The organism is Roseicitreum antarcticum, assembly GCF_014681765.1.
GTDB lineage: Bacteria > Pseudomonadota > Alphaproteobacteria > Rhodobacterales > Rhodobacteraceae > Roseicitreum > Roseicitreum antarcticum.
The window spans coordinates 75,874-102,093 of the sequence record NZ_CP061500.1; the positions used below are offsets into that span (position 1 = coordinate 75,874).

Consider the following 26,220-nt stretch of genomic DNA (forward strand, 5'->3'; position numbering starts at 1 on the left):
CTGTCGTTAAATCATGCATGCTCCCCTATTATCGACCGCGTCGTCTGCACAGCCGAAGCCAACGTGGCCCGATCCCGTTCCGAGATCCCCAGATTTCCGAGATTGAGGTCAAGCTGCACGGGCGCCGACAACGCCCCTGCGCGCGCAGCCCGACCTCGCGATGAACTCGGCGGCTTTTGCAAATCACCTTCTGTCGCTGGCGTTTGAGTCAATACTGCCGGGGATGCCTTATCATGTGATGTCCCAGCCGCCCGCACCTCGTTCAATTCCTGCCTCAACTTCTCGACAGTCTCTCGTGTTTCCGTCATCTGACGATCCCGACGCAAGCGCTCCTCGTCCGGATAGGGGAAACTGCCCACCTGACCAGCATGCAGCACCTTCAGCGCCGGGTCGTCGAAATACTTGATCCGCCGTGCCCGGATCGGCATCTGCGCGTCGATCACGAGGATCACTTCATCAAGGTCCATGCGCCGAGCCTGATCTTCAGTTAGGAGCGGTGTGTCCTCGGTCCGCTCGGAGACGCTCCGCCCCTCGAAGGGATTGCGGCCCACTGCCCGGGAACGAGTCACCACGCGTTTTGTGGTCTTGCCGACGGCCTGGCTCAACTCCTCAATGGTCTTCTGCTCAGAGGGGGTGAGGTACAGTTTCACGCCCGCGCCGCCCTGGAGCGACCGGCGGGTGTTCTCGCCATAGATTTCGTCCAGCGCCGGGATGGTCTGAGTGACGATCGCTAAGTTGCCGCCGAAGGAGCGCAGCGTCTTGATGCTTTCGGCGACGATCGGCATTTTCCCGAGCCGGTCGAATTCGTCGAGCATAATCATGACCGGCCAGGGTTCATCGTCGCCCGGCTCCTGCGCCTGGAGCGAGGCGATCAGGTCGGAGAAGAACAGCCGGATCAGCGGGGCCAGAGGGCGGATCATCTCGGATTCAACCACGAGATAGATCGCGTGCGGTCTTCGCCGGATGTCCCGGAAGGAGAAATCCGAGGTCGCGGTTGCCGCGTTGATCGCGCGGTTATCCCAGGTGTCGAGACCCGAGGTCATCAAGAGCGAGAGGTAAGAGGTCAAAGTGTCGTTGTTGGTCGAGGCCATGCGCTCGAAGATCAATTTGGCGGACCTGTTCTTCACCTCCTGGGCGCGCTTGAGGTACTCCTTCTGCTTGTCGCCCCCTGAAGCGGTGATGCGGTAGATCTCGCCGATGGTGGGCACGCCGCGCTCGAAGGCCAGAAGACCCGCCGCAACGAAGAGATCGATCCCGCCGGCCAAAAGCCCGCTCAGCTTTTCGTTGTCGGTCTGGAGGAAGAGCTTAGCAGTAAGCTTCAGCTCCATCTGCTGCCGGTCGGGGTTGGTCATGGCCGCGATTCGCGCCAGCGGATTGTAGCGATGCGTCGGACGATCCCAGTCGGTCGGGACAAAACGGAAGACCTTGTCACCCATGCTGGCGCGGAAGCGCGAGGTCTCGCGGAAGTTCTCGCCCTTCACGTCGAGCACCACGGCCGAGCCCTTGTAGGTGAGCAGGTTTGGGATGACGAAGCCCACGCCCTTGCCTCGGCCCGTGGGTGCCACGATCAGCGCGTGCGGGAATGTCTTCGAGACGAGGAATGGCCGCTTCGATTTCGGGGGCCCCAATTTACCGAGGAGGAAACCGCCGCCCGGCTTGGCGAAGAAACCATTTCGCTTCATTTCGCCTCGGGTTTGCCAATGGGTCGTGCCGAAACGCGTCAACGCCTCCCCTAGCAGCGTTACGCTCAGCATCAGGGCGGCGAGACCGAAGCCGCCAACGATGAGGTTCACCCAAAGGAATTCCTTGGACGCAGATTGTGACAGATCCGGATATTCGCGGACGAGCAGGGTGACGTCGAAACGCGTCGGCGAAAGCCCGTACCGAAACATGAGAAACCCGGTCGCCATGACATAGCCCATCGCAAGGCCGACCAGCACGAGGCTCAGGATGCCTCCGATGATCTTGCCCCTATCCATGGGTAATCCCCTTCTCGCCATGCGACGCGGCGTGGCGCGCGCGCTGTGCCTCGATATGTTCCTCAGCCAGGGCGTCGAGAACGCGCTCCATGGCCGGGCCATGAGCAGTAACCTCGCTGCTTTGGAGATAGGTCTTGGCCAATTCTAGCTGACGCAGCGGATCCTCGGTAAACTTGTCCAGCACTTCGGCATTTCCGGACCGCAGCGCGTTGATCGCGTCGGGCGTCAGGCGTTCGTTCACCTCCTCAACAATGCGTTGCTGCTCTGCCCCAGGGATCGTTTCAGGCTCTCCGGAGGCGGCTTCGCGCACAAAAGCCAAGACCGTAGGGGCGGTCTCTTCCAGATAACGCCGCTCAGCATAATCCTGACGCGCCTGGTCCTCGATCTCAAAGCTTCGTTCGCTGATGTAGGCACGTGAGGCCCCCAAAGCGCGAAGGTGATTGATCTCGTCCTGGACCGCCGAACCGAAGTTGTCATCCGGCATCTCCGTGCGGTAGCGAGCGACCGTGCGAAGCTCCTCGGTGATCGGACCGAGATGTTCCGACGGATCCCGCGAGGCGAGGTCCATGTCGCCCGCGTGGAGCGTGCGGTCCCGCTCCGCGACCGCGTATTGCGGCGGCTTGCGGCTGTCAGTCGCCTGGTCCCAGGCCATCGAGGCCAGTTCGGCATGTTGGGGCGATCTTTGCGCATAGACATCAAACGCGCCGCGCGCCTCTTGCACCTCGATTGCACCCCTCTCCCGCACCGACGAATCGTCAGAGAACGGGTAGTTGAAATCCGTCCTGCGGAACTGTGCCACCAGCTGCCGGAAATCCTGACGCTCCGTTGCCGCGAATACGTCCGGTCGGTCCCTTTCGCTGTTATGGCCTGACAGCCGCTCTGCTTCACCAAGGCGGAGTTGGATATCACCCTCTTCCTCTTCCACCTCATCGACGGCTCGCAAGACCTGCGCGCTTGTCAGGACATCGCCCAGGCGAACATGGACCGCTTCCAGCCGGTCCAGCGCCTCTTCGCGGTCCTCGGTCTTCTCGAGATCAAGATCGCCCCCCTTGCCGATGGCCTGCAGGTCCTCTGCCAGCCATTGGCGTTCGAGTGCTGCGTTGCCCGCCCCTTCGCCCAGGCGCGCAACGACGGCGTCAGCATCAATGCCGGTGCCTTTCAGAACCACGGCCAGCTTGGCCTTGACCTCATCTGTGTCGAGGCGCGCGAGATGATCCTCACTCACATTCGGCCGCGCATAAATGCCGTCCCGGGACGGTGCATCGATAAGGTCGCTTGAGCGATCCCCAAGCGGGTTCAAATGCGCCACCGAGGCCAGCACATCGGTGAGCTTGCGCTCGATCACCGGGCGCTCGGTGGCAGGGGCCCTGTCGATTGCCGCCTCGATCTGGCGGATGTTTTGGGAAAACTCGGTGATCAGCGTATCAAAGGCGGTGTCGTCGTCGGACATATAAATGGCTCCATCGGATTGGATTGAACTGCCGCTGGCAAGGATGGTGCTGGCCCGCTCGAGGGCTTCGGCCAGGTCTTCGAAGTTTGATCGTGACGCTTCGGCCGCAAGCCCGCGGTACATCAGGGCATTGCGGGCCACCGTCTGAAGGGCAGCTGAGAGATCAACTCCCGTGCGCTGACGTTCAACGGGGGGCCGCCCTTCTTCACGGGCCGTGTAGATTTCATCAATGTCGGCGCGATAGGTCGTGACTCCGCGGTCGAGACGACGCGTCGCCTCAAGCCGGATCCCGTGGGCCTGTGCCGCCTCAACCATCGCCACCCGGAAAGCGTCGTAGTTGAAGTGGTGATCCTTCCCGAGAAAGAACATTTCGCCATCCTTGCTGCGGCGGTTCAGAACGATATGCGCATGTGGATGCGCGCGATCTTGGTGTATTGCAGCAATATAGTCGAATTGCGAGCCCTCGCCCTGAAAGAACCGCTCGCAGACGGCTTGGGTGATGTCGCGCACCTCCTCGCCCTTCGTGCCGACGGGAAAGGCCATCAGGAGATGCGAGGTATGGCCGAGTTTTGGGCTGTGCCGTTCGCCCCATTGGTTCTCGAAGCGCCGTGCCACGCGCTCGATCTCCGCCCCGGTCAGAGTCTTCTTGCCGTCATGGGTGCCGCGGCTGTCGAGAATGTGGCTCGATTTGGTGGTGAGATAGGTGAGCTGTGTCCGGAGCTGCGCGCCGGTATGGCAACCGCCCTTGGAGATCGGCTTGAAGATCGCCGGCGAATAGCCGCGCGCGGCGCGAACCATCTGTGCGCCCTTCGCAAGCCCCTGCCAGCTGCCCGAGACCCGGCTCCAATCACGGTCGAAAAGCGCAGAACCCGCACCGCGCGCGCTGTCAGTCCGCGCCATTCTGCCCTCCTGACACCAGACCGGCGAGGGCCTTGTTTACGTCCAGATCAAGCGCCCGACGACGTGCACGGAAAAGTTGCTGGATCTGGTCGGCCAGCTCAAAAACCAGGCCCGCCAGTTCCCGGATCTCGGCATGGCTTGCCGCTGTATAGGGTGGAAGCTCACCCCGAACCTTGGCCTCGTTCAGCCGCCGCGCCACTTGGTTGACGTTGTTGCCGACCCGGTTGAGCGCGGCACTCATCGCGCGCAATTCCTCCGTCATCGCTTCATCGGGACGCAAGATGTCGTCGGCGGCAAGCATCAGCCGCCGCATAGCGTCTGAGCGATGCGCGATGCCCCGGCGCCCGAGAGCCGCATCAAAACCGCGCAGGTCACGGGCACTGACCCGGATGCCGATCACGCGCGAACGGCTGGCATTCGCCTCCTGCCGCTCGGTGCCGTGGTTGGACGCGTTGTAGATCGACACACGGCTGACCCCGTAGCGGGTCGCCAGCTCGCGCACGGGGACGCCTTCAGCACGCGCTTTGGCGATGCTGAGACGTTCATTCTCGGTGAGGCGACGAGCACGGGGCATGTAAAGTTAACGTTCCTATTTCTTGCCATCTTCGTACAAGCCCACCGACTCCCAGCGCAAGCGGAGTCGGGTATAAGGGCTTGTACTCAATGTAGAAAATCGGCCTCCGGGGCCGATTTCACGTCTTCTGTCAAATGCAGCGCGCATCGCGCTCAATGCATTTCGTTCCGCGTCTTTTGCATCGCGCATCACGCCCGTTGCAGGACGTTTCGCGCACCCCGCATCGCGTCTTCTGGCAAAAGGCAAGCGCCCAATGCACCGCGCATTGTGCAGCGTGTCCGATGGACCGCGTCTCGTGCCTTCCGTATCCCGTCTTGCGCAATGCGCCTTTCGCCTAATGCCGAATGGAGCGTGTTTTCGGGACGCTGCAGATCGCAATCTGCAGCGCGTCGCGTGGCCTGCGCATCGCGTCATCTGCTTGACGCGCCTCGCTCTACCGAATAGCGACATTCAGGTGTCTTTGTCTCATTTCACTATTTTTGTTAGAGGGAGCCAACATCATGCCAAACGACAATCTCGTGGTGATTGCTGTGATGGCCCGGAAGGGCGGGAGTGGAAAAACCACCGTGTCCCGCGCCCTGATCAGCGCTGCCGTGGCTGCCGGTCGCCGGGTGCTGCTGATCGACACGGACAGCACTGGTGTGCTGGGTGCCTGGCATCAGCGAGCTGAGGCAACGGGGTTTGGGTCGCCACTCTTGCAGTCAGCTTCGGTCGAGAGTGTCGCGGCTGTCGATCGGAAGATCGAGCAGGTCTATGTGGCGGACTCCGCCGACTTCGTCTTCGTCGACACGGCCGGTGTCGGGGCCGAGTGGTCGGATGGCATCGCTGTACTCGCCGATCACATCGTCACGCCGGTCATGCTCTCAACCTCGGATCTCGATGTGGGCGCGCAAACCGCCGACTGGTTCGAGAAGCTGAAATCGCGCGTCGACGATCCCTCAAGCCTGCCACGCCATCATGTCGTCCTCAACATGGTCGACCCAAAGACCACCCGCGCCGATGCCACGCTGATCGAGGCGGCAGTTGCGCGGTTTCCGGTGATCGAGACGGTGATGATGCGCCGCAATGCCTACAAGGAAATGGATGAGAAGGGCCTACTTCATGCCGTGGCCTTGCAAAAGCAGAGGGACCCAAACCCGTTGATGCGCCCGCATGTACGCCACGTCGTCGAGGCGTTGGAAGAGGCCACTGACATTTTGAATAACATCTTGGCGGCGTGAGGGCAGACCATTGCGTAAGAAGATACCAACCATCACCCGGCCCGATACAGCCTATTCAGCAACGCTGAGGCAAGACAGTGGAAAGAACCCGGTAGGAGAGGAAATAGGGAGTACCGCGGCGCGTGTTCAAACCGCAAATGACGCCGTTACCACGGGGCGAGAATATCATTCCGATGCGGAGTCCGTTGATGCCAAGGATGAGCCGGGACGGGAGGTGGAGCGAGCAAAGGCGACCGACGGTCCACCGCTAGCTGCCAAAGGCTCCCCCCTTACACGAAAGATCGACATCCGGGTCAACGCGCTCGCAAGGCAGGAGGCGGCGCTTTTGGCTTGCGGCGTCGATCCTGCGCATGTGGTCCGCGCCGCCCTGCGTCGCGCGGTCAAGGGCTGGCAACTGGCTCCGGTCTTTGCGCCTCCCTCTGACGAGCGGCGCACCCGCAACATGCAATGGCAAGCCCGCACGTCGCTGGCCGTCTACACTGCTCATTTGCATGTTCTTCTCCGTGAGAATGATCCACTTGATGTGCTGAGCAAGTGGGCCCTGATCCGCGGCCAGGTCGAGCCGCGGATCTGGGCCGAAATTGACGCTCTGATCGAGGAACTCAAGGATTTTGCTGCAGCGCCGCATGACCCCGATAACGCTGAAACAACCGATATAGATAGATAACTCGCGTCGGACCGGTGAGTTTTCGCCGATCAAATCGGACTCATCTTGCAGTTGCAGAAACCTGCCCTTACTACCCCAGCAAGAATTTTTGCGGCCTCCGTATTCACAAGGAATGAGGTCCAAGGAAGAGGAACAGATCATGACCACAAAGCCCCGCCTCACCGGCGAACCGATCATGCGCATCCTCTGCAAGAAGACCGACAGCCTGGTGGGCTACCTCTACCAATGGGACAATGGCGATCTGCAACCGGCGTGGCTGAACGAGGCCATGGCGAAAGTCCGATATGAACCGATTGTTCGGGATATTGCGCCCAGCCCCCTTGACCAGCAAGAAGCAGGACAGAAGCCGCTTGATCCGCTACCGCTGGTGAATGCCTAGCGTCATAGGTTGATTTCATCTGACATTGAGGTTGGCAGGCACATCCGTTGATCGATAGTATTGACTTCTATGCATCACAAATGATCTTAATGTGAGCTATAGAAGGGATGTCTATAACTCATGGCCTGGAACTGGACACTGCCCGATTGGCCGGATTTCCGGTATGACGCCACCGTTCTGGAGCAGTTCGAGCGGAAGTTTCTGCTGTCGTCGGGCGAGATCGTCGGTGCCGTGTATCATGTCAGCCCATCAGAGCGCGAACAACTGCGCATCGAACTTCTGAGCGAAGAAGCGATGCAAACCAGTGCAATCGAGGGCGAAATCCTCGACCGGCTGAGCGTCCAGTCGTCTTTGCGCCGCCATATGGGGCTAGACCCTGACAGCTACCCCACCAAGCCGCGTGAGCAGGGCGTGGCGGAAATGATGGTGGACCTCTATTCGGGTTTTGCTGATCCGCTCGACCACGAGACGCTGTTTCGCTGGCACCGGATGCTCCTGTCACACGATCATCGGATGGAGGCCATTGGCGAGTACCGACAGCACACCGAGGCAATGCAAATCGTCTCGGGACGCCTTGACCGCCCGACAATACATTTTGAAGCGCCTCCCTCAGTTCAGGTCGCGCCGGAGATGGAGCGCTACGTTGAATGGTTCAACAAGACCGGACCCGGCCGCGCAACGCCGCTCTCAGCCCTGACGCGTGCGGGGCTTGGCCACCTATACTTTGAGAGCATCCATCCTTTCGAGGATGGCAATGGCCGGTTGGGCCGCGCCGTGGCTGAAAAATCCCTGGCGCAGAACATTGGCCAACCGAGCCTCATAGCGCTTGCCTTCACCATCGAAAAAGAACGGAAGGCCTATTACGACCAACTCGAGTACCATCAGAAGACGCTGGACGTGACAGAGTGGCTCGTGTGGTTCGCCGAGATCGTCCTGAAAGCCCAGCAGGTCACGCTCGAGCGGGTCGGGTTCTTCATCAGCAAGGCGCACTTTTACGACCGGCACCGCGGTCAGTTTAACGAGCGCCAGGACAAAGCTATCGCGCGGATGTTTCGGGAAGGTCCCGCCGGGTTCAAAGGCGGGCTCAGCGCCGAGAATTACCTCAAGATCACCGGCACCTCGCGCGCGACCGCGACCCGGGACCTGCAGGACCTAGTCGAAAAGGGTGGGTTGAAACGAACTGGTGAGCGGCGGCACACGCGATACTGGTTAAACTTGGAGGTCTGATCCGCGTCGTAACATTGGAAAGAACAACGCCAGCGGTCTGCGCAGTCAGTACTGCCAAGCTTCGTAGTGATGGACTGGCAATTCTAGCACTTTGATCTGTATTTTTGCTGTAGGCCGGTCTACAGCAAAAATTTTATTGACGCTGCCGCTTCCAGGCCTTATGTGCTGTAGGACAGCCTACAGAGATCAAAATGCTACTTGCAGATACTTGCACCATTCACAGCGGATACACAGCCCGGGGCCGACTCGAAGCCACCGAGGCCGGCGGCGTTCTCGCAATTCAACTGCGCGACATTTCTCCCGAGGGGGTCATCAACCCAGAACGCCTTACGCGCGTACAATTGGAGGGCTTGGCTGACCGCTACTTCGTGCGGGCAGGCGACGTTGTGTTTCGGTCGCGGGGAGAGCGAAACACAGCGTCCGTTCTAGACAAACGGCTGCAGGAGCGTGCGCTTGCAGTTTTGCCATTGCTTGTGCTGCGCCCGAAACATGATGTCGTGATACCGGAGTATTTGGCCTGGGCCATCAATCAGCCGCCTGCACAACGCCACTTTGATGTAGCGGCGCGCGGCACAAACATCCGGATGATCCCCAGATCCAGCCTCGACGACCTGAAACTTGAGATCCCTGACATTGAGACCCAAGGAAAGATTGTTGCGATTGATGCTCTTGCTGAACAGGAGCGCGCGCTAGCCCTGCTCGTCGCCGAGACTCGCAGAAAGATGATGAGCCTGATCCTCGTCGAGCGAGCGAACAGGCTGCGCCCCAAAACACGGCAGGAAAGGACGTCGAAATGACCGACCAACTCACACAGCAACAGGTCAACCAGACGGCTTGGGCCGCTTGCGACACCTTCCGAGGCGTCGTCGATGCCGGACAGTACAAGGACTACATCCTGGTGATGTTGTTCCTGAAATACATCTCTGACCACTGGAACGACCACCTCGAAACCTATCGCAACCAGTATGGCGGCGATGAAGCGCGGATCCGGCGTCGACTTGAGCGCGAGCGCTTTGTTCTTCCGGAGGGCGCCAGCTTCTACGATCTCTATGAAGCGCGTAATGAGGCCAATATCGGGGAGCGGATCAATATCGCGTTGGAGAGGATCGAAGATGCGAACCGCGCCAAGCTTGAAGGTGTGTTCCGCAACATCGACTTCAACTCCGAGGCCAATCTCGGGCGCGTCAAAGACCGAAATCGCCGCCTTAAGAACGTGCTGGAGGATTTCGCCAAGCCTGCACTCGACCTACGCCCCAGCCGCGTGACAGAAGACATCATCGGCGAGTGTTATATCTACCTCATCTCGCGTTTTGCGTCTGACGCGGGCAAGAAAGCTGGCGAGTTCTACACGCCGTCTGCTGTCTCTCGTCTGTTGGCGAAGTTGGCTGCCCCCAAGGTCGGCGACACCATCTGCGACCCGGCCTGCGGGTCCGGTTCGCTGCTGATCTGTGCGGCAGAGGAGGTCGGCTCCGAGAACTTCGCCCTCTACGGCCAGGAAGTGAACGGCGCGACATGGGCGTTGGCACGTATGAACATGTTTCTGCATGCCAAGGACGCTGCACGCATCGAATGGTGCGACACCCTCAACAGTCCTGCGCTGGTTGAGGCCGATCACCTTATGAAATTCGATGTGGTTGTGGCGAACCCGCCATTCTCCCTCGACAAATGGGGGGCAGAGGACGCGGCAAGCGATCAGTTCAAGCGGTACTGGCGCGGCATCCCGCCGAAGTCCAAGGGCGACTATGGCTTTATCACCCACATGATCGAGATCGCCAAGCGTCAGAGCGGCCGTGTGGCCGTCATCGTTCCGCATGGTGTTCTGTTCCGGGGCGGGGCCGAGGGGCGGATCCGGCGGGCGCTGATCGAAGAGAACCTGCTCGACGCGGTCGTTGGCCTTCCTGCCAACCTCTTCACCACCACTGGCATCCCGGTCGCAATCCTGATCTTCGACCGTTCCCGCGAACAGGGCGGCGCGAATGAAACCCGGCGCGATGTTCTGTTTATCGACGCCAGCAAGGAATTCACGCCCAGCAAGACGCAGAACGTGATGGACGAGGCGCATGTCAACAAGGTGTTGGAGACCTATACCACCCGTGCCGAGGTCGACAAATACTCGCATCGCGCCAGCATGGAAGAGATCGCCGAGAACGACTTTAACCTGAATATTCCCCGCTACGTCGATACCTTTGAGCCAGAGGAAGAAATCGACGTTGCCGCTCTGCAAAAACAGATCACCAATATCGAGGCAGAGCTGATCGAGGTCCGCGGGCGCATGGCTGGCTACCTGAAGGAGCTTGGCGTCGATGTCTGATGGCGAAATCATCCTTTACAGCACCGAGGACGGCGCGGCTGAGATCCAGCTGCGCGCCGTTGACGGCACCGTCTGGCTCAGCCAGATCGAGATCGCCGAACTGTTCCAGACCTCCAAGCAAAACGTCAGCCTGCATATCCGCAAAATTCTGGCCGAGGGCGAGTTGGACCCCGAGTCAACTGTCAAGGAATACTTGACAGTTCAAACCGAGGGCCCCCGTCAGGTGAAGCGGTCTGTCACCCTCTACCGGCTCGAGATGATCCTCGCCGTGGGATACCGGGTGCGCAGCCCGCGTGGCGTGCAGTTCCGCCGCTGGGCGACATCTGCGCTGAAGGAATTCCTCGTCAAGGGCTTCGTCATGAATGACGAACGCCTGAAGGATCCCAAGTGGGACTACTTCGACGAGCTTCTGGAACGCATCCGCGACATTCGGGCGTCCGAGGCGCGGTTCTACCAGAAGGTGCGCGACATCCTGGCGCTGAGCGAGGATTACGATGCGCAGTCGTCGGCCGTTCCGACCTTTTACGCCACGATCCAGAACAAGATGCTTTACGCCGTTACCAGCCACACGGCGGGCGAGTTGATCCGCGCGTGGGCTGATGCAGACAAGCCCAACATGGGCCTGACCACCTGGAAGGATGCCGGCAAGGGTCGCGCACTGCGCAAGGCGGATGTCGGCACCGCCAAAAACTATCTGGGCGAGGCGGAGATCAAGGAACTGAACCTGATCGTTGAAACCTTCCTGAACACCGCCGAGCTGCGCGCAAGCCGCCGCCAGACCATGCGGCTGGCCGATTGGGACGGTGTGCTGGATACCTTTCTGACCAGCAACGAACTGCCCCGGTTGCAAAGCGCGGGGTCAGTGTCGGCCAAACAGGCCGAACGCATCGCGCATGGCCGCTATGCCGCCTTCGACAAGGCACGCAAGGCCACGCAGGCGCTTGCGGCCAGCGAGACCGATGAACTGGACGAGTTGAAGCGGATCGCCGATGGCGCGAAAGGGCGGAAGAAGGGGGAGGGAATATGAAGACCCCTGCAAATTGGCAAAGCGTCTTGATGCACAGAATTGCCGATGTTCGGTCGGGCCTCTCAAAGAGCTCGAACCGTGAGGGGCAAAGTGTCAAAAAGCCATATATGCGAGTGGCTAACGTTCAAGATGGCTTTATCGACCTTTCCGAAGTTCAGGAAATTGATGTCCCCATAAATCAGGTTGCCCGCTTTACATTGATGCCGGGTGATATTCTCCTAATCGAAGGCAACGGTAATCCAGAGAACCTTGGTCGCGGATGTATCTGGGGAGGCCAAATTCCTGACTGCGTGCATCAGAACCATGTGTTTGCAGTAAGAACATTGAAAGATGCCAAATTATTGCCCGACTTCTTGATGCTTCAACTCCAGTCCCGCAGGGGTCGAAACTACCTTCTTTCGTGCGCAAAAAGCTCTACGGGTCTTGCCACCCTCAATGCAAGCCAGTTAAACCAATTCCCGGTTCATCTCCCCCCACTCCCCGAACAGCGCAAGATCGCCGAAATCCTGCGGACATGGGACGAGGCTATCGAAAAGCTGACCGCGCTGCGCAGCGCGAACTTGTCCCGCCGCATCTGGATGCGCTCTCACCTGTTCACAGGCCGCATACGGCTGCCCGGCCATACCGGCGCGTGGCGCGAGGTAACCTTGGGCAAGGTCCTGACCGAACACGGGCTGAATGGCGCTGGCGCGGAAGAGGTGTTCTCGGTCTCGGTCCACAAGGGACTGATCAACCAGATCGAGCATCTTGGCCGGTCCTTCGCCGCCGCCGACACGGGCCATTATAACCGCGTCCTGCCCGGCGATATCGTCTATACCAAAAGCCCGACAGGTGAGTTTCCGCTTGGCATCATCAAGCAAAGCAAGATCGCGCAAGAGGTCATCGTCTCGCCGCTCTACGGGGTGTTCACACCCGCGACCCACGCGCTTGGCGTGATCCTGGATGCGCTGTTCGAATCCCCCATCGCAGTGCGCAACTACCTGCACCCGCTGGTGCAGAAGGGTGCCAAGAACACCATCGCCATCACCAACCGCCGCTTCCTTGAAGGCAAACTGCGCCTGCCGATGGACCCCGCCGAACAAGCCGCAATCGCCGAGGTCGCAATAACAACGCAGGCGGAACTGGCCTGCATCGACGCCGAAATCGACGCCCTGACCCGCCAGAAGCGCGGCCTGATGCAAAAGCTGCTGACGGGTGAATGGCGTGTGAAGGTGGAGACAAACTGATGGCCCGTGGCTTCCAGCAGCATGACCCCGAGCGCGATGGCACCCTAGAGGTCGAGGAAGTGCATCCCAATTTCGTTGAGGTCTTCTTCGTCCCGCCGCATCACAGCTTGCGTTCGTCCGGGCTCGACCCGGCGCAGGCAAAAGCGCACAGGGCAAAGCTGCTGGATATCAACGGCCAGGACCGGTTCCTGACCATCTACCCGATTGGGACTTTCGGCGACAAACCCGATTTTCTGAAACCAAAGTACGCCCAAGTCGAACGGATCACCCTCGCCGATAAGCACATCGTTGTGCCCACGACGCCCAAAGGCGTTCTTAACATTCTAGAGAACCTGCCGTCCGCCTTCACCAAGGACTTTGCCTACGGGCTTGGTCTGGCAAAGCCATACCGGTTCATCATTGACGCCGTCGAAACCCTGTCGGACTGCACCGAGATCGTGATCAGCGGCAAGGAAGAGACCGGCCCGGCCTCGAACGAAAAGCTGTTCTTCATTTCGAACAAGGACTTTGAGCTGGCGCGGCGCGAAATGAACAGCATCGACAATCTGGCTCAGTCCGCCGCGCGCGCCGTCAAAGGGACGGCGGCTCACAACATTCTGGCCGAGCGTCTTGGTGTGGCCAAGCTTGACCCCAAAGTCGGGCGGCATCCCTATCGCAAGCTGTTCACCACAGTAGCGCAGGGCAAGACCGAGCTTTCGGAAGAGGATCAGAATGCCGTTATCGGAGCACTGACTAACCACGCTGCCGACATTGCCGAGGTTCAGCCGGAAAAGCTAGCCAAGCTGCGTAGCGACATCGAACTGGTGACACTGGAAGCGCTGATCAGGCGATATGAGGCGATGCTGGGCGAGACGCTCGTTGAAGACCGCTGGCAGGACTTCTTCAACGAAAACCCGTTCATCCTGAACATGGCTTTCGGCTATCCCGTCATCAAGGTGCGGGACCAAGCCTCTGTTGGAGGACGGAAACTATCTGGTGACGGCGAGAAGATCACCGATTTTCTGGTCAAGAACAGCCTGACCAACAACACCGCGATCTTCGAGATCAAGACGCCGCAGACCGCGATCTTGAACAAGACGCCGTTTCGCGAGGGCGTATATACGCCGTCTTCTGACCTTTCCGGATCGATCAATCAGGCGCTGGATCAGAAGTATCAGTTCCAGAGCCATATCGCGCAGATCAAGCATAACTCGCGCATCTCTGACCTCGAGTCCTATGCCGTGCACTGCTGCCTTGTCATCGGCAAGACGCCCGAGGGCGATGACAGGAAGAAGTCCTTCGAGCTGTTCCGGCGCAATTCCAAGGACGTCGAGATTGTGACGTTCGATGAGCTTCACGAGAAACTGAAACAGCTGGGCGCATTCCTGCGTGCCGCTGAGGGAGGGGCAGCCGCATGAAGTTCATCTATATCGACGAAAGCGGTTCGCGCGATCAGGGCGACGTCTTCGTAACGTGTGGCCTGATGGTGGATGCGTACAAGCTACGCAAGAAGACCGCAGACTTCGATCAGCGGCTTGAGGCTTTGTTCGCCAAGCATCCGGGAAACAGGGCGGATTTCAAGACGAGCCGGTTCATCAATGGCAAGGGTGGCTGGCGCGAGATCGACGCGGTGGAGCGAAAGGAGTTCCTCAAGAGCGTTTGCGAACTGGCTGTCGAGAATGGTGGCAAGATCTTCGGGTTGGGATTGTCTTTTGCCGCTTTTGACGTTGCGACAGCGGCAGGCCATGCTCAGCCGGTAGGCACGACTTACTGGCTTGCGTCGGCAATGTTCACAGCCTGCCTTGTCCAGAAAAAGATGCAAGCCGTCAAGAATAGCAAAGGTCTGACTGTCGTCATTATGGATGACAACAAGGCCGAGATGCCCAAGCTGTCAGACGAACTCTATCAGGGCAATGCATGGTTCGATGGCCTCTACCAGCTTCGGGGGAAGAAGCGCGGGAAGGCCGTCTGGTTGGAGCGCACTAAGAAGGATCGGTTCGACCACATCATCAACACGGCCTTCGCGATCAAGTCGGACCATTCTTCAATGGTGCAAGTCGCGGATGCGATGTCCTACGTCTACCGGCGGCATTTGGAATTGGCCGCCGTCGCTGAGACCTGGGTGGGCGAAAAGGATTATTACACCGAACTGGTCGCCATTCTCGAACCTGCACGAGAAACCCACGGCCATTGCCCGGACGAGCCTTGCGTCAAGTTTTTCAAGTCAGCGAAGCATCCGGAGTGGAAATTGTGACTTTCGATGCGGCCGAAAAACATCAATCCCAGATTCCGGCGCTGCAATTGCTCGTCGCACTTGGCTTCACGCCACTGTCCCAGGTTGATGCAGTTCGCATGCGTGGCGGCCGTCTGCGCAACGTGGTGTTGGACGATGTGCTGGCCGATCAGGTTCAGAAGATCAATCGCTTCACCCATCGCGGTCGGGATTATAGCTTTGACCTTGAGGACGCGCACGAAGCCATCCGACGATTAAAGCCCACTCCGGATCGGCAAAAGGGTCTCCGTGGCACCAACCAGGATATTTACGACACCCTCGTCCTTGGCACGACGATCACCAAGACGATCCAGGGAGACTCCAAGTCCTATTCGTTCCGCTACATCGATTGGGAGACCCCGTCGAACAACGTTTATCACGTGACGGCCGAAGTCTCCGTCGAGCGGACAGCTAGCACGCAGACCAAGCGGTGCGATATCGTTGCCTACGTGAACGGCATCCCATTCGTCGTGATCGAGAACAAGCGGCCGACCGAGAGCCTAAAGAAGGCCGGTAGCCAGCTGATCGGCTATCAGAACGAAGACAACATCCCGCAGCTGTTCCACTTCGCGCAGCTTCTCATGGTGATGAACCGAGTCGAGGCGCGCTACGCCACAGTAGGCACACCTCGGCAATTTTGGCAGTTGTGGCGGGATGAGGAGGACCGGGACGAAACTATCGATCCGCTGACAAATCGGCCCCTCACCACAGCAGAGGCCAACGCAGTCTTCTCAGGCGACTTTGCCTTTGCGCGCGCACATTTCGAGGCTTTGGCCGCTGAAGGTCAGCGCACGATTACGTCGCAGGACCGCGCTATTCATGCGATGTGTCGTCCGGAACGCCTACTTGATCTTATCCGTCGTTTCACAGTGTTCGATGGAGGCACACGCAAGGTGGCACGGCACCAACAGTTCTTTGGGATCCGAAAGGCAGTCGAACGGGTCCGCCAGTTCGGACTGGACGGGCGGCGCAAGGGTGGTGTGATCTGGCACACACAAGGGTCGGGTAAGTCGTTGACGATGGTGATGCTTGGGAGATCACTAGCGCTTGACAAGCTGATCCCCAATCCGCGCATTTTGATCGTCACCGACCGCGACGATCTCGACAAGCAGATCAAGGATACGTTCAAATCCTGCGAGTTAGAACCCGTGCGGGCGACCAGCGGCGCGCACTTGATCGATCTAATTCGGAACCGCACACCGCTCGTAACGACCATCATCAACAAATTCGATACGGCGGCCAAAGCTGCTGAACATGTTGACGAAGACGCCAATGTTTTCGTTCTAGTCGATGAAAGCCATCGCTCACAGACGGGTCGTTATGGCGGTCATAGCCAATTCGCCACGCGGATGCGCCGTCTGCTGCCAAATGCCTGCTATCTCGGTTTCACGGGAACGCCGCTCCTAAAGAAAGAGAAGAATACCCTCTCGACCTTCGGGGGCCTTATCCACAAGTACGCGATAGATGAGGCAGTCGCTGACGGAGCCGTGGTGCCTCTCCTCTATGAAGGCCGTCTTGTCGAGCAGGAAGTCAATGGCGGCGTTATTGACAGATGGTTCGAAAAAATCAGCGAAGGGCTTACCGAAAACCAGAAGGCAGACCTGAAGCGCAAATTCTCCCGCATGGACGCCCTGTCGAAGACCGGACAGGCGATCCGGGCCAAGGCCTTCGACATATCCGAGCATTTCCGCCAGCACTGGCAAGGCACAGGGTTCAAGGCACAGCTTGTCGCGCCTTCCAAGGCAGCTGCCGTTCGCTTCAAGGAAGTGCTCGACGAGATCGGGCATGTCACCAGCGAAATCGTCATCTCTCCTCCTGATGACAACGAGGGAAACGAGGAGGTCGACAAAGAATCGAAAGACATCGTGCGCGTCTTCTGGGCTCGAATGATGGCCCGCTACAAAACTGAAGATGAATACACGCGACAGATCATCGAGGCGTTCAAGGGCTCGAGCGACCCGGAGATCCTGATCGTGGTGTCGAAGCTGCTGACAGGGTTCGATGCGCCACGCAACACCGTGCTTTATGTCTGCAAGTCACTGCGCGAGCACAATCTGTTGCAGGCAATCGCTCGCGTGAACCGGCTCTACGAAGACGGAGCAACCGAGAAGCAGTTTGGCTTCATTATCGACTATGAGGGGCTGCTCGGGGAGCTGGATACCGCACTCACGACCTACAGCGCATTCGAGGGCTTTGACGCCGCCGACCTAGCCGGCACGGTCCATGACGTGCGCGAAGAAATCCGCAAACTGCCCCAGCTGCACGATCAACTCTGGGACCTGTTCAAGCCGGTCAAGAACAAGAAGGACATGGAGCAGTTCGAGCAGTTCCTCGCTGATGAGGCGATCCGTCAGGAATTCTACGAAAAGCTGAAGGCTTTTAGCCGCTGTCTCCACATCTCGCTGTCGTCGGACAAGCTCTTCGACGTGTTCGACGAGGGAAAGATTGATGCCATGAAGCGGGACTGGAAGCAGTTTTCCGAACTGCGGCGGTCTGTTCAATTGCGCTACCAGGAGACCGTTGACGTCAAAGAGTTCGAACCGAAAATCCAGAAGCTGCTCGACGACCATGTGGTTGCGATGCCAGCCGAGACCATCATCGAGATGGTAAACATCAACGACCCGGACGCGTTGAAAGCAGTGGTGGAGGAAACGGGCGTTACCGAGGCCTCAAGGGCTGACAGGATCGCCAGTGCGACGCGGCGGGCGATTACCGAAAAGATGGACGAAGACCCAACCTTCTATCGCAGTTTCTCCGAACTTTTGGAGGCAACGATCCGCGACTATCGGGCTAAACGCATTTCCGAGCGCGATTACCTAAAAAATGTTGTCGATTTGGCGAGCAAAATTGCTCGCAAGGACCGCGGCCGCGAAGTGCCGGAGGCGATCAAAGGCAACGACGATGGCCAGGCATTTTTTGGAATTCTTGAAGGCACGCTCGCGACCGACGATGGCACACCGATTAATTCAGATGAAGTTGCCTCTATTGCACTGACAATAATCGACATCATCAAGTCCCATCACATCGTCGACGTCTGGTCCAACGACATCGCTCAAAACAAAATGCGCAACGCCATTGACGATTATTTCTTTGATGTCCTGCGCGATGAGCGCGGAATCGAACTGACGCACGAAGTGATGGACGATCTTGAACTCAAGATTATGGACCTGGCCCGAGCGCGGTTCCCTGGATGAAGCCTGTGGGACACAGCGTCAGATATGGTGAACACAGCATCGATTTCTTCATCGTGCGCCGTGACCGGACAACGCTGGAGATCGCTGTCGAGCCAGATGCTTCCGTGGTCGTCGCAGCGCCGATGGATGCTCCACTGTTGGCAATTGAAGAAAAGGTTCGAAAGCGCGCTGCATGGATCCGCCGTCAGCAGCGATATTTTACCCAGTTCCTTCCACGAACACCTGATCGGCAGTACGTGGCGGGCGAAACCCATCTTTACCTTGGACGTCAGTATAGGTTGAAGGTGGTTCCTCACGTCCAAGCCGTGGTAAAGCTCGCCCGAGGCTTCATCGTCGTGCAAACTCATAGACCGGAGCGACCAGAGGTCACACGCGAACTTGTCGATGCTTGGTACCGGCAGAAGGCCCAAAAAAAATTCGCTGAACGTCTCGAGTTGAATTTGCTTCGCTTCCCTGCACCCGAGGAATTCCGGCCGAAGGGATTGATCGTGCGTCAACTTCGACAAAGATGGGGATCCATGTCACCCTCTTCGCGCCTCATGCTCAATCGCAGGCTGATTGAGGCTCCCGTGGATGCCATTGACTATGTCATCACCCACGAACTTTGCCACATTGCCGTTCCACACCATGGCCCAGAGTTCTTTGAAATCTTGGATAGGGTTCTACCCGATTGGCCAGCTCGGAAAGACAAGCTTGAAAAAAAGATGGCTTGAGCTGACACTTTTCTGAAAGCAGCATTGATCAAGGTGTGTACCCCCGCCGCTTCTTCACCACTGCAAGCTTCATCAGCGCTGTGACGGCGCGCCCTTCATCGGGATGCTGCTCGATCATCATCTGCCCGCGCGCGCCGATGCGGCCCCATTCACGTACGAGGCTGGCGCCACCAAAGAGATCAGGCTGAATACTCATGCGGTAGAAGCGCCGCATATTGAGAGCGGGATCGACCCGACGCATCTGCAGGTCGGTCGGGAACACTTCAAGTTGAGCGACGGTATGAGACATATCGTGATCCAGCAGGCTTTCTTCCATGATATCAGGTGGAAGCATGCCGTTCCACCTTGATTTCCCGTGAGGGGAAAGGGGGCTCACGCCCCCTTCTCGAACTTCATGACCGGGATGCCCAGCTTCTTGGCTTTGTCGGCAAGGTTCTCTTGGATCCCCGTGCCCGGGAAGACGAGGACGCCCACAGGCAGCACATCCAACAACGCGTCGTTGCGCTTGAAGGGGGCTGCTTTGGCGTGCTTGGTCCAGTCAGGCTTGAAGGCGACCTGCGTGACGCCCCGGGCTTCGGCCCATTTAGCGGCGATGAGCTCGGCGCCCTTGGGGCTTCCACCGTGAAGCAGGACCATGTCGGGATATTTGGTCTTGACCTGATCGAGCTTGCCCCAGATCAGGCGGTGATCGTTAAAATCGGTCCCGCCGGTGAGGGCGACCTTGGGGCCTGCGGGCAGCATCACCTCGGTTTCCGCGCGGCGCTTGGCGGCCAGGAAGTCGCGGCTGTCGATCAGGGCTGCGGTCATGTGCTGTCGGTTCACCATCGAGCCGGTGCGGGGCCGCCAGGCCGATCCTGTGTGATGGACAAACTCGGTGGCGGCGTGATCGCGCATCATGTCCATGCAGTTGCGCCGTTCGATCAAGGTCAGGCCTTCAGCCGTGAGGCGCTCAAGCTCGACGGATTTCACCTCGGAGCCGTCCTGCTCGCGCTGCAGGCGGCGCTGCGCCTGTTCGTTGTCATCCAGCGACCGCTCGATCCGGGCCGTGGCGCGGTGGAACAGGTTGACCTGGCCCCAGAGCACCTCTTCGAGGTCGGGCTCCATGCGGGTGTCTTCCAGGCTTGCGACGAGGGCATCGAAGATGTCGGCGACTGCAACCGCGAGGCGCTGCCCATCTGGCATCGGGCGCGGATCGGGCTCATCAAAAGGGCGGAAGCCATAAAGCTGCAACTCGTCGAGCGCATGGGCGGTCTGGGATGCGGTGTGGGCGGGTTCATAAGCATCGTCGTGGGTCTGGATCGTCATTTGTTTTTGCCTCCGGGCCTGTCTCGTCCGCGCGACAACCCGCGCGGCCTTCATGGGCAGCTCTGAGCCGTCATGGCGGACGCCCCTTCACCCCCTCTTCGGGGCCGGAACGCATGTGGAGGAGGGCGGCAGGCAGGCTATTTGTTTCGCGATGCAAAGCGGGGCTCGTCCCCCGCGGCGGAAATAGCCTGCCTGCCGCCCTTGAGGGGGCGGACCCTTTGACGGCAGCACGCCCATCTCTTGAAGGCCGTGCGGGTGCCGGGTGGATGAGCACTGCCCGAGACGAGGCAAAGGCGACGATCGAGACTCGCGACAGGGATGCATGACCCCTGCCCCGCAGCCTTGAACCGCCCCTTGCGCGACGTTGCTCAGAGCTTAAGGCGATGCCGATCCTCAAGCTCGATCTGCTCTGCCAGATGCTGGCGCAGCACCTCATAGCCGTTCGCCCGGAGATCATCGTTGAAATCCCCGAGCCGTGGTTCCAGCACCCGCACGGAAACACCTGCCTCTGTGGCTCTGGCGCTCAACCTCTCCCCCGCGCGCTGCCCGGCCGGATCGCGGTCAATGGCGATGTAGAGGCGCGAGAGCTCTTCTGGCAGCAAGACAGCTCCAAGGTGGCCCGACGAGAGCGCCGCCCAGACGGGAAGGCCGGGGACCACCTCGGACAGGGACAGCATGGTCTCGATGCCTTCGCCGACCACGAGGATGTCATCATGTGGGCTCAGTCTGACGGCATTGCCCAAGATGTGACCCATGGCCCGCCGCTGCGTCTCGACAGATGCCTTTCCCTGTCCGTCAGGCGCAAGCCAGGTCCGATGTACACCCTGCAAAGCCCCTGCCCCATCGGTGACAGCCGCGATCAGCGCCGGTCTGGGGACGGGCTTGGTCTGGCCCTCATTCCGATGCCAGCACTTCGGGTGGAAGCGCAGGGCGTTGCTCGCGCCACATTGGGTTATGCCCCGGGAGCGGAGGTAGGTTTCGGCAAGCGTGCCTGCGACCGGCACCGAGGCCGCGAACAGGCGTGCGGCAGCGGCTGGTGTGCCGCCGGTTCCTTTAGCTTTCCTTGGCAACGGGATATCCAGGAGGACCGGCTGCGGACGGCCCAGATGCGCGCGGGCCTCAGCCAGAAGATCGGGAAAGCGTGAGATCCCTGTCCGCTCGCGGATGATGTCCAGGAGATCGCCATGCTCGCCGGTTGCGCCATCAGTGAACTTTCCAGCCGCGCCCGGACCGGATGCCGGACCCGCCAGCCGCACGAAGAGCGAGCGGCCGGGATTGTTCTGCAGATCGCCCACGATCCAGTAAGACCCTTCCCGCCGCCCGGCAGGAAGGTATGCACGACAAACGCTTTCGGCATTTGCTGCCAGATCGCGAACAAGGTCTTCAGTCTCAGAATACATGAATCAGTTCCCTCCGCGATCATGTAGTCCTGTCACGGAACAACGCGCAAGTAGACGATCAAGCACCGCGATGCCAGCCTGATCAACCGGACAGAAGAGGCGCAGTTTCCAGCTGATGATCTCCGAGAAGAAGCCATCCGCCTTGAGCCTGTCCTTGGCGGCCTCCGAGAAGCCCGACAGTTCGATCCGGTTCACCCCCATCACGCGGGAACGGTGGAGTTCCATCCCCTCAGCCAAGCGCACCACTGTCTTGCCCTCGAGAACGAGGGCATGGACCTGCGCGCTTGTGAGCTTTGGAGCATCAGTGGCGAGCGTTGTCGCGACCCAAGTCGGCGAGACACGACGACCGATAATCCGCTGGCCGTCATCGGTCTGGAGCCGATAGACCCGGGTTTCATCTTGGGGAAGCTGTTTCCAGATCGGCAGCAGCAGACCTGCCACGATGTGAAGTGTGGATTCCGAGAACTCCGGCACATCCGCGAGCTCTGCGGTCCAAGCTGCCGAGAAGGCTGTACGATCCGCCTCAAGCCAATGGGTGTCGTCCATAATCCTCGCTGGCACTGTGCTGGCTTCCGTAGGGCGGATCAGCCGCAGTCGAGGCTCAATCGTGCCGTCGTCCAACATCAAGCTGGTCGCTGGCACCTGCACTGCGGCACGACCTGAGCGGCTGTTGACCAGAAGCCTCCCTTTGGGGTCGTCGAGCCAACCAAGCGCATCCGCCAGTGACGTCGGCATGTTGCGGCGCTTTTCCGCAATGGTCAGAAGCTGGGTTGCAGCACCTGAGCCAGGATGGGTGTAGATCACCCGTGCATCCGTGACGCGGAAACTTTCGGCGCGCAGCGTCTCGAGCCCGAGATCATAGACCCCGGCAGCGATGGCACCTTCAATCCGCTGGTCGAGAAGCTCTTCGAAGGCCGCAAACAGCACGGCTTGCATGTCGATTGTCAGCGCCAGCAGGCGATTGAGGAAAGTCGTGATCGGCGGCAGGTCGTCCTTGAGGCCGGTATCATCGGTAAGGCTGAGACCCGTTGCATTCTCAAAAGCCGCGAGTGAGCAGCCCGGCACATCGCCGCGATAGAGCCGGCGGTAGAGTTGACGCAAGGCATCGCGGGCATAGGGCGACTCGAGATTGTCCTCGGGCCGGAACAGCCCCTGCCCCCCGGTCTGGCGCTGGCCGCGCGTGATCGCCCCAAGCGTGTCGAGACGCCGCGCGATGGTGGAGAGGAACCGCTTCTCCGCCTTCACGTCCGTGGCCACCGGCCGGAACAGCGGCGGCTGCGCCTGATTGGTCCGGTTGGTGCGGCCCAGACCTTGGATGGCGGCATCGGCCTTCCAGCCCGGCTCGAGGAGGTAATGGACGCGCAGGCGCTGGTTCTTCGCCCCGAGGTCAGCATGATAGCTACGTCCCGTGCCGCCCGCCTCTGAAAAGATCAGGATACGCTTATGGTCATCCATGAAGGCTGCAGACTCGGACAGATTGGCGGACCCGGCGCGGGACTCGACCACAAGCCGGGCCGCAGCCCCCTCGCCCTTGCGCACGATGCGACTCGAGCGGCCCGTCACCTCGGCGACGAGATCGGTGCCGAAGCGCTGGACGATCTGGTCGAGCGCCCCCGGCACGGGCGGAAGCGAGGCCAGCTTTTCGATCAGGGCATCCCGCCTGCGGGCGGCCTCGCGGCATTCCACCGGTTGGCCGTCCCGCATCACAGGGCGGGAAGAGAGGTTGCCTTCGCTGTCGGTGAAGGGCTCGTAGAGCTGAACCGGGAAGGAATGAGCGAGATAATCCAGGACATATTCGCGCGGCGTAATGTCGACCCGGATGTCGTTCCACTCGTCGGTCGGGATCTCCGACAGGCGGCGTTCCATCAGTGCCTCTCCCGTCGAAACAATCTGGATGACGGCCGAATGGCCCGCCGCCAGGTCAGAGTCGATTGCGGCGATCAGGGTGGGGGTTTTCATCGAAGTGAGCAGGTGACCAAAGAAGCGCTGCTTGGCGGACTCGAAGGCAGAGCGCGCGGCGGACTTGGCCTGTCGGTTCAACGTGCCGTTGTCTCCAGCGATATTCGCGGCCTCCATCGCGGCGGCAAGGTTGTTGTGGATGATGGCGAAGGCCCCGGCATAGGCATCATAAATGCCCCTTTGTTCGGGACTGAGCGCATGCACCAGCATCTCGTATTCTACGCCGTCATAGGAGAGCGACCGGGCCGTATAGAGGCCGAGGGACCGTAGATCGCGGGCGAGCACCTCCATCGCGGCGATGCCACCGGCCTCGATCGCTTCGACAAACTCGGCGCGGGTTGCGAAGGGGAAATCTTCTCCACCCCAAAGGCCAAGCCGCTGCGCATAGGCCAAATTATGCACTGAGGTTGCGCCTGTAGCGGAGACATAGACCACGCGCGCATTCGGCAGCCTGTGCTGCAAGCGCAGACCCGCCCTGCCCTGCTGCGAGGCCGTAACATCGCCGCGCTCGCCCCTCCCGCCAGCGGCATTGGCCATGGCGTGGCTTTCGTCGAAGAGGATGACCCCATCGAAGTTCTGCCCAAGCCAGTCGACGATCTGATCGACACGGGATTTCTTGGCTCCACGCTCTTCCGAGCGCAGGGTCGCATAAGTAGTGAACAGGATACCTTCAGTGAGCAGGATATCGCGGCCTTGCGCAAAACGCGACAGCGGCGTTACCAGCAGCCGTTCCTGGCCAAGAGCCGACCAGTCGCGCTGCGCGTCCTCAAGCAGCTTGTCGCTCTTGGAGATCCAGAGCGCCTTGCGACGACCCTGCGCCCAGTTGTCGAGCAGAATCCCGGCCGCCTGACGGCCCTTGCCCGCGCCAGTGCCATCCCCTAGGAAAAAGCCGCGCCGGAAGCGGACGGCATCGGTCGCATCACCCGGTGCAGCTGAAACCATGTCGCCAGTCTCGTCCACGGTCCAGGACCCGGCGAGATGCGTGCCATGCGCTTCGCCCGCATAGATCACAGTCTCAAGCTGCGCATCCGAGAGGAGACCATCGCCCAGAATGGCGGCTGGCAGCTTCGGGCGGTAGCTGGGTTTCGGCGGCGCAACCGAAGCCATCGCCGCCGATTGCACAAGCTTGGTCGGATGCGGCTCCGCACTGGGGATGTCGATAGCCTGCAGGCGGAAGGTCTCATAAATTGCATCCGACAAGCGCGCATTGGCATCGTCCTCGGTCGCATCCCGCAGCGTATAGGCAAGATCCTCGGCATTGATTTGTGTTGCGGTGTTGGCGGTGGCTGTTGCGAACGTGGCGCGCGGCCTGCCATTGGCGGTTCGCGTGGCGGGGACAGTATTTCCCGGGAAGGGGGAACTGGTTCCCTGCGCTGCCGTTTCGCGCGCATCCAGTGCAAGGCGCGGGGGCACATTGGTCGTGATCAAAGACAGCAGACTGGCCACATCGGACGATATGGGGCGGGTGAGATCGGCGGTGATGTCGCCCTTCTCTCCACCCCGGCACTTGTCGAACACCGAAATACGCGTCTCGAAGCTGGTGCCGTGTTTGGCGAAAGCCGCACCGGACACCGCGCTCGTGAAGACGAGGTGCGCGGACTCGGTCAGTTTTGCGAAGGTCTCGCTCCAGGCTGGCGCATTGGGGGCAAAACTTGCGCCAGTGATAGCCACGAGTCGCCCACCCGGGGCAAGCCGCGCTAAGGCCGAGCGCAGATGCCGCGCCGTCGCCTCCGTGCTGCGGGTATCGACATTGGCCACCGCTGAAAACGGCGGATTCATCAGGATCACACTCGGGCGAAGGTGCGTGTCGAGGTGATCGTCGATCTGAGCGGCGTCAAAGCAGGTGACAGGGGATTCCGGAAAGAGAAGGCGCAGCAGATCAGCCCGGGTCTCGGCAAGTTCGTTGAGCGCGAGGCTGCCGCTTGCGATCATGGCCAGGATGGCCAGAAGCCCGGTCCCGGCAGACGGCTCCAAGACCAGATCGCGCGCGGTAATCTGTGCTGCCGCAAGTGCCGCCAGCCCCATGGGCAGCGGTGTCGAGAATTGCTGGAAGCGCTCCATCTCCTCGGACCGCCGCGTATGGGTTGGCAAAAGGCCGGACACCTTGGCAAGGATCGGCAGCAGCGCGGCGGGTGATCCGGCACGCGTCAGCAGCGCCCGGCCAAACTTCCGCAGGAAGAGGACCAGCGCCACCTCGCAAGCCTCATAGGCCAGCTTCCAGTCCCAAGCTCCATCGGCATCTGAACCGCCAAAGGCTTGCTCCATCTCTAGCCGCAGGCGCAGCCCGTCGATTTGGAAGCCCTGTGCCAGGTCGGTTTGCAGCGCTTCAGCAACGGCGATGATCGCTGCAGCAGTATCTGGGGAGGGGGTTGAGGCAACGGGCGCAAGCGCGCGAACGGATGCAACAGGGGCGAGATGGGTCATCTGGAAACTCCGGA

General features: G+C 60.1%; 19 protein-coding genes. 12 read left to right on the forward strand and 7 right to left on the reverse strand.

Going from position 1 to position 26,220, the window contains the following annotated elements:
• Positions 1-11: 11 nt before the first annotated feature.
• The 3 genes from H9529_RS17660 to H9529_RS17670 are packed head-to-tail and all read right to left on the reverse strand — an operon-like array spanning position 12 to position 4,903.
• Positions 12-1,979, reverse strand: a complete 1,968-nt coding sequence (locus H9529_RS17660) for a type IV secretory system conjugative DNA transfer family protein (protein WP_092891918.1) — start codon at positions 1,977-1,979, stop codon at positions 12-14.
• Positions 1,972-4,329 (reverse strand): relaxase/mobilization nuclease domain-containing protein, encoded by a 2,358-nt coding sequence (locus H9529_RS17665; RefSeq protein ID WP_092891920.1) that lies wholly within the window; start codon positions 4,327-4,329, stop codon positions 1,972-1,974. Before H9529_RS17665 ends, H9529_RS17660 begins: the two co-directional genes overlap by 8 nt.
• The gene (locus tag H9529_RS17670) at positions 4,316-4,903 is read right to left on the reverse strand and encodes a plasmid mobilization relaxosome protein MobC (protein WP_092891922.1); all 588 of its coding nucleotides are present in this window, start codon (positions 4,901-4,903) and stop codon (positions 4,316-4,318) included. Before H9529_RS17670 ends, H9529_RS17665 begins: the two co-directional genes overlap by 14 nt.
• A gap of 500 nt (positions 4,904-5,403) precedes the next feature.
• On the opposite strand from H9529_RS17670, the gene H9529_RS17675 reads away from it, so the two are divergent.
• The 12 genes from H9529_RS17675 (at position 5,404) to H9529_RS17730 (ending at position 19,118) form a co-directional block, all read left to right on the forward strand.
• A complete protein-coding gene (locus H9529_RS17675) occupies positions 5,404-6,123 on the forward strand; it encodes a ParA family protein (protein WP_092891924.1) in 720 nt (239 codons plus the stop codon).
• A 10-nt stretch (positions 6,124-6,133) separates the two neighbouring features.
• Positions 6,134-6,790, forward strand: coding sequence for a hypothetical protein (locus H9529_RS17680; RefSeq protein ID WP_092891926.1), 657 nt, complete (start codon positions 6,134-6,136; stop codon positions 6,788-6,790).
• Between the two features lie 139 nt (positions 6,791-6,929).
• Positions 6,930-7,169 carry a hypothetical protein gene (locus H9529_RS17685; protein ID WP_092891990.1) on the forward strand — a complete coding sequence of 80 codons (240 nt, stop codon included), beginning with the start codon at positions 6,930-6,932 and terminating at the stop codon, positions 7,167-7,169.
• A 120-nt stretch (positions 7,170-7,289) separates the two neighbouring features.
• Positions 7,290-8,396 (forward strand): Fic family protein, encoded by a 1,107-nt coding sequence (locus tag H9529_RS17690; RefSeq protein ID WP_092891928.1) that lies wholly within the window; start codon positions 7,290-7,292, stop codon positions 8,394-8,396.
• Between the two features lie 191 nt (positions 8,397-8,587).
• On the forward strand, positions 8,588-9,193 hold the full coding sequence (locus H9529_RS17695; RefSeq protein WP_092891930.1) for a restriction endonuclease subunit S domain-containing protein: 606 nt from the start codon (positions 8,588-8,590) through the stop codon (positions 9,191-9,193).
• The gene (locus H9529_RS17700) at positions 9,190-10,707 is read left to right on the forward strand and encodes a type I restriction-modification system subunit M (protein ID WP_092891932.1); all 1,518 of its coding nucleotides are present in this window, start codon (positions 9,190-9,192) and stop codon (positions 10,705-10,707) included. Before H9529_RS17695 ends, H9529_RS17700 begins: the two co-directional genes overlap by 4 nt.
• Positions 10,700-11,734 (forward strand): virulence RhuM family protein, encoded by a 1,035-nt coding sequence (locus H9529_RS17705; RefSeq protein WP_092891934.1) that lies wholly within the window; start codon positions 10,700-10,702, stop codon positions 11,732-11,734. Before H9529_RS17700 ends, H9529_RS17705 begins: the two co-directional genes overlap by 8 nt.
• Positions 11,731-12,960: a restriction endonuclease subunit S gene (locus tag H9529_RS17710; RefSeq protein WP_092891936.1), complete on the forward strand. Its 1,230-nt coding sequence runs from the start codon at positions 11,731-11,733 to the stop codon at positions 12,958-12,960. The genes H9529_RS17705 and H9529_RS17710 overlap by 4 nt, the downstream gene beginning before the upstream one ends.
• Positions 12,960-14,357: a Shedu immune nuclease family protein gene (locus tag H9529_RS17715; protein ID WP_092891938.1), complete on the forward strand. Its 1,398-nt coding sequence runs from the start codon at positions 12,960-12,962 to the stop codon at positions 14,355-14,357. The genes H9529_RS17710 and H9529_RS17715 overlap by 1 nt, the downstream gene beginning before the upstream one ends.
• Positions 14,354-15,193, forward strand: coding sequence for a DUF3800 domain-containing protein (locus H9529_RS17720; RefSeq protein WP_092891940.1), 840 nt, complete (start codon positions 14,354-14,356; stop codon positions 15,191-15,193). Before H9529_RS17715 ends, H9529_RS17720 begins: the two co-directional genes overlap by 4 nt.
• A complete protein-coding gene (locus H9529_RS17725) occupies positions 15,190-18,405 on the forward strand; it encodes a type I restriction endonuclease subunit R (RefSeq protein WP_092891942.1) in 3,216 nt (1,071 codons plus the stop codon). The genes H9529_RS17720 and H9529_RS17725 overlap by 4 nt, the downstream gene beginning before the upstream one ends.
• Positions 18,402-19,118, forward strand: coding sequence for a M48 family metallopeptidase (locus H9529_RS17730; RefSeq protein WP_092891944.1), 717 nt, complete (start codon positions 18,402-18,404; stop codon positions 19,116-19,118). Before H9529_RS17725 ends, H9529_RS17730 begins: the two co-directional genes overlap by 4 nt.
• Before the next feature lie 28 nt (positions 19,119-19,146).
• Here the strand turns inward: H9529_RS17730 and H9529_RS17735 are convergent, their stop codons facing one another.
• The 4 genes from H9529_RS17735 to H9529_RS17750 form a co-directional block, all read right to left on the reverse strand.
• Positions 19,147-19,407 (reverse strand): WGR domain-containing protein, encoded by a 261-nt coding sequence (locus tag H9529_RS17735; protein WP_092891992.1) that lies wholly within the window; start codon positions 19,405-19,407, stop codon positions 19,147-19,149.
• 83 nt (positions 19,408-19,490) lie between these two features.
• Complete coding sequence (locus H9529_RS17740; protein ID WP_092891945.1) at positions 19,491-20,423, reverse strand: DUF2493 domain-containing protein; 933 nt, start codon at positions 20,421-20,423, stop codon at positions 19,491-19,493.
• Between the two features lie 368 nt (positions 20,424-20,791).
• A complete protein-coding gene (locus H9529_RS17745) occupies positions 20,792-21,823 on the reverse strand; it encodes a DUF7146 domain-containing protein (RefSeq protein WP_092891947.1) in 1,032 nt (343 codons plus the stop codon).
• Positions 21,824-21,826: 3 nt separating this feature from the next.
• Positions 21,827-26,206 carry a strawberry notch family protein gene (locus H9529_RS17750; RefSeq protein ID WP_092891949.1) on the reverse strand — a complete coding sequence of 1,460 codons (4,380 nt, stop codon included), beginning with the start codon at positions 26,204-26,206 and terminating at the stop codon, positions 21,827-21,829.
• Positions 26,207-26,220 lie beyond the last annotated feature (14 nt).

Coding starts and splice junctions, on each gene's coding strand:
- H9529_RS17695 (WP_092891930.1), top strand. CDS start 8,588: ATGCTACTTGCAGATACTTGCACCATTCACAGCGGATACACAGCCCGG.
- H9529_RS17730 (WP_092891944.1), top strand. CDS start 18,402: ATGAAGCCTGTGGGACACAGCGTCAGATATGGTGAACACAGCATCGAT.
- H9529_RS17670 (WP_092891922.1), bottom strand. CDS start 4,903: ATGCCCCGTGCTCGTCGCCTCACCGAGAATGAACGTCTCAGCATCGCC.
- H9529_RS17735 (WP_092891992.1), bottom strand. CDS start 19,407: ATGTCTCATACCGTCGCTCAACTTGAAGTGTTCCCGACCGACCTGCAG.
- H9529_RS17715 (WP_092891938.1), top strand. CDS start 12,960: ATGGCCCGTGGCTTCCAGCAGCATGACCCCGAGCGCGATGGCACCCTA.
- H9529_RS17750 (WP_092891949.1), bottom strand. CDS start 26,206: ATGACCCATCTCGCCCCTGTTGCATCCGTTCGCGCGCTTGCGCCCGTT.
- H9529_RS17665 (WP_092891920.1), bottom strand. CDS start 4,329: ATGGCGCGGACTGACAGCGCGCGCGGTGCGGGTTCTGCGCTTTTCGAC.
- H9529_RS17745 (WP_092891947.1), bottom strand. CDS start 21,823: ATGTATTCTGAGACTGAAGACCTTGTTCGCGATCTGGCAGCAAATGCC.
- H9529_RS17675 (WP_092891924.1), top strand. CDS start 5,404: ATGCCAAACGACAATCTCGTGGTGATTGCTGTGATGGCCCGGAAGGGC.
- H9529_RS17685 (WP_092891990.1), top strand. CDS start 6,930: ATGACCACAAAGCCCCGCCTCACCGGCGAACCGATCATGCGCATCCTC.
- H9529_RS17710 (WP_092891936.1), top strand. CDS start 11,731: ATGAAGACCCCTGCAAATTGGCAAAGCGTCTTGATGCACAGAATTGCC.
- H9529_RS17660 (WP_092891918.1), bottom strand. CDS start 1,979: ATGGATAGGGGCAAGATCATCGGAGGCATCCTGAGCCTCGTGCTGGTC.
- H9529_RS17720 (WP_092891940.1), top strand. CDS start 14,354: ATGAAGTTCATCTATATCGACGAAAGCGGTTCGCGCGATCAGGGCGAC.
- H9529_RS17705 (WP_092891934.1), top strand. CDS start 10,700: ATGTCTGATGGCGAAATCATCCTTTACAGCACCGAGGACGGCGCGGCT.
- H9529_RS17740 (WP_092891945.1), bottom strand. CDS start 20,423: ATGACGATCCAGACCCACGACGATGCTTATGAACCCGCCCACACCGCA.
- H9529_RS17690 (WP_092891928.1), top strand. CDS start 7,290: ATGGCCTGGAACTGGACACTGCCCGATTGGCCGGATTTCCGGTATGAC.
- H9529_RS17700 (WP_092891932.1), top strand. CDS start 9,190: ATGACCGACCAACTCACACAGCAACAGGTCAACCAGACGGCTTGGGCC.